General features: G+C 34.3%; 13 protein-coding genes. 2 read left to right on the top strand and 11 right to left on the bottom strand.

What is annotated here, in order from left to right; translation table 11 throughout:
- Positions 1-61 precede the first annotated feature (61 nt).
- On the top strand, positions 62-355 hold the full coding sequence (locus ACT5E3_RS19365) for a hypothetical protein (protein WP_444995202.1): 294 nt from the start codon (positions 62-64) through the stop codon (positions 353-355).
- Between the two features lie 67 nt (positions 356-422).
- Here the strand turns inward: ACT5E3_RS19365 and ACT5E3_RS19360 are convergent, their stop codons facing one another.
- The 6 genes from ACT5E3_RS19360 to ACT5E3_RS19335 all read right to left on the bottom strand — a co-directional run bounded on the left by ACT5E3_RS19360 (position 423) and on the right by ACT5E3_RS19335 (position 6,922).
- A complete protein-coding gene (locus tag ACT5E3_RS19360; RefSeq protein ID WP_444995201.1) occupies positions 423-1,067 on the bottom strand; it encodes a TorF family putative porin in 645 nt (214 codons plus the stop codon).
- 55 nt (positions 1,068-1,122) lie between these two features.
- Positions 1,123-1,887: an enoyl-CoA hydratase-related protein gene (locus ACT5E3_RS19355; RefSeq protein WP_444995200.1), complete on the bottom strand. Its 765-nt coding sequence runs from the start codon at positions 1,885-1,887 to the stop codon at positions 1,123-1,125.
- Between the two features lie 55 nt (positions 1,888-1,942).
- The gene (locus ACT5E3_RS19350; RefSeq protein WP_444995199.1) at positions 1,943-3,346 is read right to left on the bottom strand and encodes a hypothetical protein; all 1,404 of its coding nucleotides are present in this window, start codon (positions 3,344-3,346) and stop codon (positions 1,943-1,945) included.
- A 1-nt stretch (position 3,347) separates the two neighbouring features.
- On the bottom strand, positions 3,348-5,090 hold the full coding sequence (locus tag ACT5E3_RS19345; RefSeq protein ID WP_444995198.1) for an amino acid adenylation domain-containing protein: 1,743 nt from the start codon (positions 5,088-5,090) through the stop codon (positions 3,348-3,350).
- Between the two features lie 376 nt (positions 5,091-5,466).
- Positions 5,467-6,309 carry a pirin family protein gene (locus ACT5E3_RS19340; RefSeq protein WP_444995197.1) on the bottom strand — a complete coding sequence of 281 codons (843 nt, stop codon included), beginning with the start codon at positions 6,307-6,309 and terminating at the stop codon, positions 5,467-5,469.
- Position 6,310: 1 nt separating this feature from the next.
- Positions 6,311-6,922, bottom strand: coding sequence for an FMN-dependent NADH-azoreductase (locus ACT5E3_RS19335; protein WP_444995196.1), 612 nt, complete (start codon positions 6,920-6,922; stop codon positions 6,311-6,313).
- A 340-nt stretch (positions 6,923-7,262) separates the two neighbouring features.
- Between ACT5E3_RS19335 and ACT5E3_RS19330 the strand changes: the two genes are divergently transcribed.
- Complete coding sequence (locus ACT5E3_RS19330; protein ID WP_444995195.1) at positions 7,263-8,186, top strand: LysR family transcriptional regulator; 924 nt, start codon at positions 7,263-7,265, stop codon at positions 8,184-8,186.
- Here the strand turns inward: ACT5E3_RS19330 and ACT5E3_RS19325 are convergent.
- The 5 genes from ACT5E3_RS19325 to ACT5E3_RS19305 all read right to left on the bottom strand — a co-directional run bounded on the left by ACT5E3_RS19325 (position 8,179) and on the right by ACT5E3_RS19305 (position 13,015).
- On the bottom strand, positions 8,179-9,036 hold the full coding sequence (locus tag ACT5E3_RS19325; protein ID WP_444995194.1) for a YitT family protein: 858 nt from the start codon (positions 9,034-9,036) through the stop codon (positions 8,179-8,181). The genes ACT5E3_RS19330 and ACT5E3_RS19325 overlap by 8 nt on opposite strands.
- A 450-nt stretch (positions 9,037-9,486) precedes the next feature.
- Positions 9,487-10,266 carry an aldolase gene (locus ACT5E3_RS19320; RefSeq protein ID WP_444995193.1) on the bottom strand — a complete coding sequence of 260 codons (780 nt, stop codon included), beginning with the start codon at positions 10,264-10,266 and terminating at the stop codon, positions 9,487-9,489.
- Positions 10,267-10,316: 50 nt separating this feature from the next.
- Positions 10,317-11,009: a TenA family transcriptional regulator gene (locus tag ACT5E3_RS19315; RefSeq protein ID WP_444995192.1), complete on the bottom strand. Its 693-nt coding sequence runs from the start codon at positions 11,007-11,009 to the stop codon at positions 10,317-10,319.
- Between the two features lie 549 nt (positions 11,010-11,558).
- Positions 11,559-11,906, bottom strand: a complete 348-nt coding sequence (locus ACT5E3_RS19310) for a RidA family protein (RefSeq protein ID WP_444995191.1) — start codon at positions 11,904-11,906, stop codon at positions 11,559-11,561.
- 41 nt (positions 11,907-11,947) lie between these two features.
- A complete protein-coding gene (locus ACT5E3_RS19305; protein ID WP_444995190.1) occupies positions 11,948-13,015 on the bottom strand; it encodes a mechanosensitive ion channel domain-containing protein in 1,068 nt (355 codons plus the stop codon).
- Positions 13,016-13,305: the final 290 nt, after the last annotated feature.

Below are 13,305 nucleotides of genomic sequence, written 5' to 3'. Positions count from 1 at the left end.
AACTATAGTGAATCCAAACAAACATAATGCAAATGATTTTTGTAGAGAAATAGAGGGTTTAATGATGAGTCGTAATATAAGAACATTCTTGATGGTAACAACTGTCAGTGTGTTATTAACGAGTTGTGCGGCCACTCAGGTTGGTCGTCAGTCATGTGCTTCTCAACTAGAAGCTGCTTGGAAAGAATTAGATATTGCTAAAAGTGAAGGGTTTGCAGGAACGGTTAGTTATAGTAAAGCTGTTGGGTTATTAAGTGCAGCAAAATTTCAGCAAACTATTGAGCGTTATGATAGTTGTATTAATAAAGCATCGAGGGCAAGAACCTACATTAAAGAATCAAAAAAAGGTCAGTAATGCATCAGTGAGAGCTGATTTTAGTATAATTCGGTTAGCTAACTTTCATTAGCTAACCACTTTTTTATTACCAGAATTTAGATAGACTTAAAACTATATGAGAGCCGGCGACAGCCTTCAAGGCTTGTTTATTATCGTTATAGGCATAGGTTAAACCCAAATTAAAGTGCTTAAAACTGTGAGATAAACCGATACTGTAGTCATTAAAGTCGACGGCTGAAAATTTGTCTGAGTCTAATCGTCCCGCATGTAAGTGCAGTTTATAGTTTTCTGATAACTGATGGGCGCTATTAAAATCAATATATTTTTCATCATTATCATTATTGACATAATAGTGAAGTTGATACTCATTAAATAACATACCAACAAACCATTCACCCGAATCAACATCGTCAGTTTTTGTGAAAATATGACGGATATATCCAAAGTCCCAATTAACTTTATTACCACTAATTTTATAACCAATAACGGCATCAATCAGCGCCTCATTTGTACCATTTATTTGTATGTTAGTGAAACCTGCTCCTGCTAGGTAAAAACCAGATTCATGCCCATAAGCGGCTTTACCAATTAAAGAAGGTTCTTCATCTGTTAAAGAAAATCCGCGTAATAAACGATCTGAAACTAGAGTAAGCTCTGTTGAAATATTCGAGTTGGCTTTGCATCCTAAAGATGTTGCTAGTAGTAAAGTAATTAAAATTATATTTTTCATGGTTAATCCTTAGTGTTAAGTTATTTTTTAGTCGATTAATTTTAAAGTTAATTTTTCATTGGTTAGAAAAAATAGGAGAACGTTTTTCGATAAAGGCTTGCATTCCTTCCTTTTGATCTTGAGTAGCAAATAGAGAATGAAAAACTCTTCGTTCAAATAATATTCCTTCAGCAAGACTCATTTCCATCGAGCGGTCAACACATTCCTTTGCTGCTATAACGGCGGCTTTGCCGTAAGATGCAATTGTGTGTGCGGTTGATAAAGTTTCTTTGAATAAGTCAGTGTCAGAATAAACTCTAGAAACTAACCCCATTTTTTCTGCTTCAAATGCATTGATAATTCGACCGGTTAAGATCATTTCCATGGCTTTGCTTTTTCCAACTAAATGACTTAAACGTTGTGTGCCACCAATGCCCGGTATAACGCCTAACTTAATTTCAGGTTGAGAAAATGTAGCAGACTCTCCGGCCAGAATAATGTCACACATCATTGCCAACTCGCATCCTCCACCATAAGCGTAACCAGAAACACTGGCTATTTTAGGGGTTTTTAATGCGGTAAAATCTGACCAGCCTGAAAAAAAATCTTCACGAGTCATATCTGAGAATGATTTGTTTCCCATTTCTTTTATATCTGCACCTGCTGCAAACACACGTTCGCTGCCTTTAATGACAAAGCAGCCAATATCATCATCAGAATCGAATTTTTTTAAATGTAATGCGAGTTCGTGCATTACTTCACTGTTTAAAGCATTTAGTGCTTTAGGACGATTAAGCGTAGCTATAATCACTCGCCCATTTTTTTCTATTTTAATTGTCATAAAATCCTCACATAATCTTTGGTATTAAAAAATGAATTAAGAGTGAATCCTTTAGTTATGAGTCCCATATTGCACCATAAGCAGGAATACCTCTGCTCTCCATTCCGTAGACAACTTTCCAGGTTAACTTTTGATTAGCAATACAAATAACCGCTTCTGCATCGAATTCTTTAGCTGCTTGATAGGCTAGTTTTACCATATCTGGTTTACCTTTTTCATCTGAGTTCCAAATCAGTGCATCAGGTTGAACTTTTAGTAACTCTTCAACTAAATTGTCACCATAAGTTTTTCTTGGATTACGAGTGACCCAAACTAGTTTAGATGGAATTTTTTGAGAAAGTAGATGTGGCAAACAGGGACCTATTCCACTCCCGGTTGCAACCCAAATAACTTTTTTAAATAAAAGTTCTACATTTCCAACGCCCGCTGTGGGGATGCCTTTAACCCAAATGTGTGATGGTTGTTCATCAATAAAGCGTCCAGTCCAATCTCCTGCTCTGGAAATAACTAAACGAAAACCTTCTTTATCAGGTGATGGAGCATTAGCAAATGAATGCCATTCAAATAATGGATTTCTGCTTAAAGCTGTTGATGAGCCTGCAAAAGGCGTGACGCCATAATTAAATTCTGTAATTGCTGCATGTGCAGAGGGCTTAACTATTTTGATAGGAACCTTTCTTAAACGTAACCAAGGTAAAAGAATACTTAATGTGATTATGCATAATGCCCAGAAATCTATACTGGATAGCAAGGAAGCCGATAAGTTTTTTTCCGGATCTTCAAGTTTAATAAAACTAATCGTTTGATACCAAAATAATAATAATACAGACCAACCGCCTAGTCGGTGAACGATCTCGAATTGATTATGAAAGCGAGAGCGAATTTTAGGAAGTGCCATGATGATTAATAAAACGAGAAGGGCATTTAAGATAAATGTTGATATAATAAGGCTTGATGGTATATGAGATTGTGACAATAGGCTTTCTTGATACACTTTGATTGAAAATAAGAAAAACCAAAATGTTGCTGCGGTTGCGCTACCGCTATGTAGTCCACCAAAGTGGTATACTTTTCCAAAGAAGGCTCGCACTGATAGTGGCCAGCTTTTAGGTACGCTAGTAGCAATCCAGAATAAAAAGTTTATAACGTAATGTTGTCGTATTATCACTGCAACAAATAAATTAAATAAAATTAAAGTAGATAGTGTTGATAATTTAATGTTAATTATTTCTCGAATTGAAAATATATCAATGTTTTGCATTAATATGATGATGTTAGCAACGATAGCTAAAGCAAATAAACGATGATAATGCATGAGTACTGGCTTTTTCCAAACTCGCTTTAACCAAGGTTTTTGTGGCATACTTATTAACTTATTATTGCCTTTACGTTGTCTGTCGTTATTTTCTTTTTTATTAGTATAGATTTGGGTGGACTCAATAATGATATTGCTTTTCACTTTATTTATCCTCGCCTAATGTTTTTTGATTTTTTTCTTCTTGCTCTTTGATAGCGGTTTTTAACATTTTTCGTTTGTCTATTTTTCCTCTATCAGTCATTGGGAACTCATCCATTGGAATAATTAATTTTGGAACACAGTAGTAAGGTAGCGATGAGGCGACCGTTTCAAGTGCTTTTTGAATGTTGACTGTTTTAGGCGTGACGAAAGCGACAAGGCTATTGTCATCAAACTTTAAGGTGAGTGCTTTTTTGCAAGGTGAAACTGACTCTAATAGTGATGAAACCGAATCTAATTCGACTCGAAAACCGCGGACTTTAACTTGATCGTCAATTCGACCAAACGGTTCTAGTTCTCCGTTTTCTGTCCAACGAGCGAGATCTCCTGTTTTAAACATTCTTTTTCCTTTACCTAAAAAAGGATCGGGAAAATAGCGTTGAGCATTTAATTGAGCATTATTGAGATAACCGGCTGAAACACAATCTCCTCCCGCCCACATTTCACCTACTTCGCCTATTTTACAAGGCTTTTTATTTTTATCTAAAATATATACTGTATTATTAGGTGTTGGCTTTCCGATTGTTAACTGATTATTTTCAGGCAGGTATAACCCCATGGTATTAACAATAGTAGTTTCTGTTGGACCGCATGAGTTATAAAAATGACAAAAGCTTCCCCATGTATCGGCTAACGGTTTTGGACAAGGCTCTCCTGCAACGGCTGCTACTCTTACCTGCTGACAGTCATTGATATTTAATCTACTTAAGATAGTTGGTGTTGCAATGACTACTTCAGCAAACTGTACTGCCGATTGTATATTTTTATTTCTAATTATCAATGTACCTCCGTGTCCAAGGCATGCCCAAATTTCCCAAGCAGCCATGTCAAATGCAATGTTTAAAATTTGAGAAACTTTAGTGCCTTCTTTTATTCCAAGTGAACCTGGTTTTGATAAAACGATATTGCATAAGTTTTTATGAGTGACCTGAACACCATTAGGTTTTCCTGTTGTGCCTGAAGTAAAAAGTAAGAAGCAATTATCATTAGGAGAACTTGTTTGTTCTAAGTTAAACGTATTATGATAATTTGAATTTTGATGTAATAATGAGTTAGTCATAAACTCATCGATAGCAATTGATTTTTTATTGTTTAAAACAGAAATTTCATTTTTAAAATTGGCTAGTGTCAATATGATATCAATTTGAGCAATATCTATAATATGCTTTAATTGATTTTCTGGGCTAATGTTGACATCTTGAGGTACATAACAGGCGCCGGCTTTAAGGATAGCAATCATGCCAACTAGCATTGGTATAGAACGTTGTAAAAACAAAGCAACATTATCGCCTTTTGAAACGCCAAGTTCCAATAACAATAATGCCAAATCACTTGACTGTCTGTTTAGTTCTGCATAGGTGATAGCATTACCTAAGTGAGTTGCTGCAATTTGACCTGGATGTTTTTTTGCTTGCTTTTCAAATGCTTTGTGAATCAATTGATATGGTATGTTTTGAGTTTTTCCTTTGCCATACTTTTCAAATAATACCTGCTCTGTATGTGATAGTTTTTTTATTGGTTCTTTTAAAAAACATGGTTCTAATAATATGTTTTTTCTTGCTGAATGGTTGCTAGGATGATGAGTTATATTTTTCTTTTTAATAATGGCTTCAGGCTTGTTGAATTCAAAATCTTTGAATTTGTTAGGTGTATAGTATTTGTTTCTACTCGTTTTTGAATTGGTCATGTTCTTTTTCCTGATTTTTGGTGTTTTGATGTTTTTGGTTTCTGTTGTTTTTGTTGTTTGAGTTGAAGTTAGACTAGATGGAAAGTTTCACGAAAATCTCACAATGGCTTCACGAAAAAATAACAAAAGCGCTTCTATCTCAAATAAATATTAAGGTGTGAATAATTACAAAAATAGAGAGGAATGGTTCTCGTATTTTTGTGTTTTTAATTGTTATGCTATTTTTTTGTGGTTAAAAAATAGAGTGAAGTTTTTAGAAAAAATTATGAAATTGTTTTTTTTGCAGGGCGTAAGTTTTTATATTAAATGAAGTTGAAAAAGCATTAACGCTTTTAAAGTTAAAAGTGCTAATGCTGAATAATATTATATGAGCTAGTTAAATAAAATTTCCAGTTTGATAATCTGAAAATGCTTGAGAAATTTCATCTCGAGTATTCATAACAAATGGGCCTGCTCTTTCAACAGGTTCATTGATTGGTTTGCCTGCTATCAATAGTATGCGGGTTGGTTGTTTGGTCGCTAATGATATCATATTACCTTGAGTTAGCACGGCTATTTGTCCGCTTGAAACTTCTATCTGTTTGTTACCTATACTTATTTGGCCCTGAATGACATAAATAAATGAGTTGTGTTCATCTGGAATTTGCTCAGTAAATACTCCTTGTTCTGACAGTTGAATATCCCAATAAATGGGGTGTACAAATTGACTTTCAATAATGCCTTTAGTGCCTTGGCTGGTTACTCCGGCAATCACTTTAATTAAAGTTTTATCTTTTCTGATTTCTTGTGGAATTTCCGCTGATGTTTTTTCTTGGTACTTAGGGACTGTCATTTTATGTTTTGCTGGTAAGTTTATCCAAAGTTGAAAACCTGCCAGTAAACCTTTTTCTTGTTCAGGCATTTCTGAATGGATAATTCCTTTTCCTGCTGTCATCCATTGGACACCGCCTGTTTCAATTACGCCTGTGTTTCCTGCGTTATCTTGATGTCGCATTTTTCCAGCTAGCATATATGTTACTGTTTCAAAACCTCTATGCGGGTGTGGAGGAAAACCGCCGATATAATCCTGAGGTTTATTTGAACCAAAGTAGTCAAATAATAAAAAAGGATCTAACATATTTAAATGATGAGAACCGATTATTCGTGTTAACTGAACACCGTCTCCATCAGATACTTTTACTCCATTAATAATGTTTTCTACTTCTCGAATAGCAGACATGTTAATTTACCTCTGAAGTTAAAATGAGATTGTTTATTACTTCTTCCGTTGTCGGTTTTTCAGGAGTGTTTTCTAGATTGACTTTTGAGGCATCGATCAAAGTTAATTCGGTTAGTCCGATAAAAGCTAATACTTGTTTCAAATAGCGAGAAGCGCTGTCTGTGTCACTCCCAATTTCAACTCCGCCTGAAGCAATAACCAAATAGACTTTTTTATCAGCTAATAATCCCACGGGACCTTTATGGGTATATTTAAACGTTAAACGTGCACGTGCAACTAAGTCGATCCAAGCTTTTAATACGGCGGGAATATTAAAGTTATATATGGGAGAAGCTATGACAATATGTTTCGCGTGCTGTAACTCAGAAACTAGCTGATCAGAAAAGCTGAGTGTTTCTTTATGTTTATCTGTTCTTTCTTCTTCAGGGGTAAAGTTAGCTGCTATCCACTGTTCATCAATAAAGGGGAGTCCAGTGGCTAGATCTCTTTCAATTACTTTTAGCTCTGGTTGATTCTTTGAAAGCTGCTTTACAACTATTTGAGAAAGTTGTCTGGTAATTGACTCGTTGTAACGGCTGCTTGAATTGATATGTAATATGCTGTCGTTGTTCATTTTATTCCCCACTGATACTGTATGTTTATATCAATTAAGATAAAGCTTAAGAAGCTTATCAATTGATAAGATTTGCCTATTGGCAGTAGACCAAAGCACAAGTTATAGATATAGAGTAAAAAAGAGTCTCGCTTTAATGGTTTTACGCTATTTCCTAACAGGGTTGCTTTAATTACTTTAGCTAATTGAGTAAGTGTTATTTTACAGTTGACATAAAATAGATAAACAGGTTAGATTTGAATTTACTGTTCTATAAATGAGAACAATAGATATTGAAGCGGGTCTTTAATAGCTAAGAGCTGTGCAATTAGCATTTCAAGTGTTTGTTAGGTAAATGGTTATGAATCAATTTGAAGATATGCGTACTTTTGTTCGAATTGTTGAGGCTGGTAGTATTAGTAAAGCAGCTGAACAGCTAAGTATGGTGAAATCAGCGGTTAGCAGGCGCTTAACGGAGTTAGAGAAACGTTTAGGTGTTACATTGCTTACTCGCACTACACGAACTCAAAAGCTGACAGAATCTGGTCAGAGTTATTATCAACAGTGCATAAGGATCATTGATGATGTGGCTGAAATTGAGTCAGGTATTCGTGATAAAAATTGTGCATTAGCTGGCAGAATTAAAATAGCTGCGCCACTTTCTTTTGGTTTGAGCCATTTAGGGCAAGCTCTTCGAAAGTTTAATGAAATTAACCCAGATGTCTTCTTTGATATTGATTTTAATGACCGTCAAGTCGATCTAGTGGAGGAAGGTTTTGATTTAGCGATTCGAATTGCTCACTTAAATGATTCAAGCTTAATGGCCAGGCGACTGACTAGTATTCGCTTAATTTTGTGTGCTAGCCCTGTTTATTTAGCTAAATACGGCGAGCCCAAAACTCCTGAAGAATTAAAAAAAGGACATGTCAAACTTCACTATCAATCTGCCAAAGAGCATTGGGAGTTTAGAAGCCCAGAAGGAAGAGAGATTAATATTAAAGTGCCAGCAATTGTGACGGCTAATAACGGCGACTATTTATGTCAAGCCGCCATCGAGGGACAAGGTTTATTGTTTTCACCTGATTTTATTTGTTATAAAGCGATTAGAGCGGGTCAATTAAAGCTATTAATGTGCGATTATATCGATAACCAAATCGTTAATGCCTATGCTGTTTACCCTCAAAATAGACACTTATCTCAACGTGTCAGGAGTCTGATTGATTTTTTAGCGCAGTATTTTGGTGATGTTCCATATTGGCATGTTAATCCAACTCATATTAAGTAAGCCTTCTGCTTGTTCCCATTATTTCTGATGCTTCCATCACTATCATTAGTGCTTGTGGATCAATTTCTAACACAATACTTTTTAATTGAGGGAGCCTTCTAGCTTCTACAACAACAAATATGATTGATTTTTTTGCTTCTACAGTAAGGTTTTTACCCGATAAAATAGTACCATCTCGCTCAAGTTGTTCTGATATAGCACGACCAATTAGTTGTGTTTGATGGCTAACTATATGAATGGTTTTTTCATTGCCTGTACCGGTTAAAATTTTATCAATTACTTGTGTTGTTGCATAAATATTTAACATGCTCCATAAGGCTAATTCTAAGTTTGAAAAAATGGTGCTAATTGTAATAATAATCAAAACATCTAAAATCAGAATGGTTTGAGCGGGTTTAATATGCGAATAATGGCTAACGATTCTGGCGATAATACTTGTGCCACCTGCTGAAGCATGGCCTTTAAGTATGAAACCAACACCTGCACCAACAAAAATACCGCCATATAATGTTGATAACAACAGGCTATTTATTGATGGAAAATTCAATACTAATGGAAGAAAGTCAACCAATATTGAAGTAACAATAATTGAATATAAACTGCGTAGGGCAAATTTAAGATCAATAAACTTGAAACCAGCGATCAATAGAGGAACAGTAATTAGTAACATTGCTGTTCCTGTTGATATAGATGTTAAAAAATGTACAATTATTGCCATACCGGGCGTGCCTCCGGTTGCAATTTTTGCGGGTAGTAGAAAAAGCGTGACCCCGCTAGCAAGTAACGTTGAGCCAAAGGTAATTAATAGTAAGTTTTTTAACTCTGGTAAAAACCACGTATTTTTATTCATAATTCATACTACTTTATTCTCAATAACACTCTTTTAAAGCTAATAACCTGTATTGATAGTTAATGAATACTAATTAAGTATATACTGGTTAATCTTAAAGCGGTATTTTTCAGTCATTCAATTGGTTGTCATAGTCTAGCAATAACCATTTGTGGCCTGTTCTGTTTCAAGGTCAATAACATGAATGGTGATTATGACCAGGATTTATATTTGAAGTGATGATGTTAATCAAGTTTGTTACGGTGAAAACATTCAAAATGAAAGCGATCTAGAATATTGTAATATTGGCAAAGGTAATAATACAGTGGTTGGAGAAAGGAGTCTCTATATGAGAAGCACTATAAGCTTTAAATAAAGTATTGAGATTACTCTCCTTATATTAAGAAGAGTAACCATGTTGGTTGGGGGGTTTGAATTATTCGAAATAAATCGCTCACCTCTATAATGATATTAAATAATATCTGGTTGTTGTTTTAATATTCGTCGTGAAAAATATTCAAAACCAGCTTGAGAGCGTTTTTCTTGAAGTATCCAATCATGTGCTTCTTTAGCCAATTCAGGGTCTATTTCTTTTATTTCTCCAGAACTTTGTGCTAAAAGTTGTAAACGAGCAGCGCGTTCGCATTGAATGGCTAGCATACAGGCTTCTTCTATTGAGCTACCTGCAATAACTAAACCATGGTGTGATAATAAAGCCGCTCTTTTATTTCCTAATACTTTTGAAATTATTTCTCCTTCTTCGTTACCAACAGGTACACCAGGCCATTTTTCTAAAAAAGCGATGTCATCATACAACATGCAAGCATCCATATGGGATACCTTTAAAGGTGTTTCAAGCATTGATAAGGCTGAAATATGAATTGGGTGTGTATGAATGATACACTGAACATCTGGCCGAGCACGATAGATCCAAGAGTGAAATCGGTTGGCGGGGTTAGGCATACCATCACCTTCGATAACTTCAAGATGTTGATTCACTTTGATTAGGTTACTCGTCGAAATTTCATCAAAACCAAAGCCAAATGGCTGAGTATAATATTCATTGTCTTGTTCGGCTCGTGCAGTGATTTGACCTGCAAGCCCAGAATCGTGACCCTGTGAAAATAATATTCTACAAGTTAATGCAACTTTTTGTTTTTTACTTCGAGGTTGTATAGTTAGCTTATTTTGCATTTCTGTACGACTTTTTTGCATTAAAGCTTGTTTCTCCATGATTAAAGTGTTGCTCATTTTTACTTCCTTATTTAAGTAATAGTTTTTACTTTTACAGCATAATTAATTTATGCCGCATTTTGGTCTGCAATAGCTTGTTTCTCTATTGCTGAGAAAAACTCTAGTCTTGCATCAATTAACGCTTCACCTGCTTTAAACATATTGGTTAATTGTTCTTCGTTATTGTCAGCAATTTCATGCATTATATTATTGAGTGTTTCTGCGTGTCCATCATCACATTCAACGTGTAATAAAAAGAATTCTATTTCTTCATCATTGACACCATTATGTCTAAACCCTTCAATAATACTTGAATATAATGTTGGTACAATTGCTTCTGCACCTATACATAATGCACCTAACCCGAAAGCTGGATTGGTATTTCGACAATGATTAAACATTGTATCAATCAATATTTGAGTTTCTATATTTATGTTTTGAGGGTTTAGTTGAAGAGAAAAACTATCCAGCATTTCACGGTAAATAATATGATGAGGTTTAGGACTGTTAGGTTCTAAACCTAATTCTTCAAATAAGTTTTCAGATAGCTCCATAACATACTCATTCTTGGGCAAGCTAGACATCATCGCACATAAATAGCGAGTAAAATAAGTACTGTAGAGTCCATGTTGTAATAAAAAATGCTTTAATTCATTTAATGTAATCGTTCCCGCTCGACAACGTTCTAAAAAAGAATGAGTATTTAACTTGTCTGATAGTTCTTTTATTTTAGATTCGAGTCGAAGTATATTGCTTGTCATTTGTTTCTCCATTTTCCATTTTGCTTATTAAAAGTAAAAGTTAAATTGTTTTTTATAAAACTAGTTTATGATGATTGAACACTACAAAATATGCACATACTGACAGCATGATTTTAAGCTACCATTTACTAACTATTTATAAAAAATTCTTTACTCTTAACTGTTTTGTGACTTGATTATCATTATTTTTTTAGGGTCATTGTTCTTTTTATTGCAAGTTGTTTTTTTTATTTTATATAGAGATTTTTTATATTGAGTAAGTGCCTCATCAATTTAAATTTTGTTTATGTTGTAGTTTTTTCTGACATGTCTCTTGGTATGAATTCAGTTGGTTAATTAGTTTATAAATTAAAATTTGTACTTTTAATTTATCTGTGTACGCTGTATATATCTAAATATATATATTTAGATATATACAGTTCGGTTGCTTAATAGTCGAAAAAAGAAAAGTGAAGAAAGTTAATTGATTAAAATAAATATGAATGAGCCAACATGCTGTTAAAAACTATGTCATGTTGGCTGTTTGTAAAATACTATAAATAGTATTAATCATTTTTCTGCGGCAATAACCGATATTTCAACGAGTAGGGCTTCTCTAGCCATTTTTGCTTCAACACAGGCTCTAGCGGGGGCATGCCCTTCAGGAACCCAAGCATCCCATACAGCATTCATTTCAGCAAAATATTGCATATCCTTAATATAAATAGTCGCTGATAATATATGCGCTTTATCACTTCCTGATTTATCGAGAAGCTCTTCGACTTTTTCTAGCATTGTAGTCGTTTGTTCTGTAATACCTTGTTCTGAGTCTTTACAGACTTGCCCACATAAATAAATAGTGCCATTATGCTTTACAATACGGCTCATTCGCGTAGCCGTTTCTATTCTTTCAATCATATTGTATTTCCTTTCAAGTCGTATAATTGCTGAGTGGCATTTTAAATGATAGAGCCACTCAGTATTTGGTGAGTAACAGGCGTGTTTAAGCCGAGCTTTTCTTGTCGACTCAATTCAAATGCGATTGTTTGTACAGTATTACGTGAATCGAGCATTCGATAAGGGTTTTTTATATAAAAAAGCAGACGCCAGGTAACCGCATGGTCACCATTATCAATAACAACAATCTTTGGTTTAGCATCACCATTTATCCCTGCTTCTATATCAACGGATTGTTGCCACACTTTTTCTAGAAATGTCTTTACGGTTTCAGCTGATTGCTCATAACCTATTTTAAAATCTAAAAAATCTCTGAAACCATTTTTTCCACAGTTAGAAATTGTTTCAACAGTTGCATTTCTTAATTTTGTATTGGGTATTGTGATTTCATGTTTTTGAATTAAATCTCTGATGATTGTTTGTGATAGTGTAATCTGAATAACCACGCCAATTAAATCAAATTCCTTTACTCTAATAACTGAACCTGCTTCTACCGAGTTATTATAATGCATGACTAAACCATTAATCATATCGCCCAAAAAATATTCTTTGGAAGCAAACAAAATTAATAAAATCCCACCTAGTACAGAAGTCGCTTGTAACCAACTGTTTAATTCCCAAATATTAATGATGACTAGTAAAGCAATAGAGCCAACAATAATTAATCCAATTAAGCCAATAATTTCACTGGCGTAAGATTCTCCAAGATACATGTTTCCATCGATTTCTTTTTGTTTTCCAAATCGGTTAATAATCCAGCTTTGCACATAATGAAAAACAACGTAAGAAATTAAAATTGTAAGCCCGGTTTGGGAAATATTTTGTAGATGAGATATTTTAAATCCAAATAGTATTTCTACAATACCTGTGAATGCATAAATAGCGAATAGAACTAAGTTGATTGAACGTAACCCAACCATGCGGTTGCGAGTAATTGATAGGTCACTCGCACTATGAGATTTATTAATGATGTATTTGGCGAATAGAAAAATGAGCAGGTTAAGGCTAATTACAATGTAATCCAGTAAACTAAAAGGAAGCTTTTCAGCATAATGAATGATGGTTTCCAATTGTAAGTTCCTTGTCAATTATATCTTTTCAGGTTATTTATAAGAAGAAGTTGCTCTTGAATGTGTTGGCGGTAGGATATCATTAATTAACTGCGTCGTCATATCTTGTTTATAACTCGCTTTTGAAGACTACGTCTGATTGATTGAGCATTGTATGTTACATATTTAAGAAGAGGGGAGAACAAGTGAATTGGGTAGGTTCTTTTTGTTATATTTAGAAAGCATGAACCTTTGTACTCGATCAATACGTCTTCATTATTAATTGGTAGAATCATAAAAAATAGAAGAAA

It is taken from the genome of Aliikangiella litoralis (genome assembly GCF_052495765.1).
Note: the sequence above shows the minus strand (reverse complement) of the source record. Positions and strands in the feature narration are given on the sequence as shown.

Bases quoted from the DNA above. Each gene is read 5' to 3' on its own strand.
- ACT5E3_RS19365 (WP_444995202.1), top strand. From the start codon at position 62: ATGATGAGTCGTAATATAAGAACATTCTTGATGGTAACAACTGTCAGT.
- ACT5E3_RS19360 (WP_444995201.1), bottom strand. From the start codon at position 1,067: ATGAAAAATATAATTTTAATTACTTTACTACTAGCAACATCTTTAGGA.
- ACT5E3_RS19355 (WP_444995200.1), bottom strand. From the start codon at position 1,887: ATGACAATTAAAATAGAAAAAAATGGGCGAGTGATTATAGCTACGCTT.
- ACT5E3_RS19345 (WP_444995198.1), bottom strand. From the start codon at position 5,090: ATGACCAATTCAAAAACGAGTAGAAACAAATACTATACACCTAACAAA.
- ACT5E3_RS19340 (WP_444995197.1), bottom strand. From the start codon at position 6,309: ATGTCTGCTATTCGAGAAGTAGAAAACATTATTAATGGAGTAAAAGTA.
- ACT5E3_RS19335 (WP_444995196.1), bottom strand. From the start codon at position 6,922: ATGAACAACGACAGCATATTACATATCAATTCAAGCAGCCGTTACAAC.
- ACT5E3_RS19330 (WP_444995195.1), top strand. From the start codon at position 7,263: ATGAATCAATTTGAAGATATGCGTACTTTTGTTCGAATTGTTGAGGCT.
- ACT5E3_RS19325 (WP_444995194.1), bottom strand. From the start codon at position 9,036: ATGAATAAAAATACGTGGTTTTTACCAGAGTTAAAAAACTTACTATTA.
- ACT5E3_RS19320 (WP_444995193.1), bottom strand. From the start codon at position 10,266: ATGAGCAACACTTTAATCATGGAGAAACAAGCTTTAATGCAAAAAAGT.
- ACT5E3_RS19315 (WP_444995192.1), bottom strand. From the start codon at position 11,009: ATGACAAGCAATATACTTCGACTCGAATCTAAAATAAAAGAACTATCA.
- ACT5E3_RS19310 (WP_444995191.1), bottom strand. From the start codon at position 11,906: ATGATTGAAAGAATAGAAACGGCTACGCGAATGAGCCGTATTGTAAAG.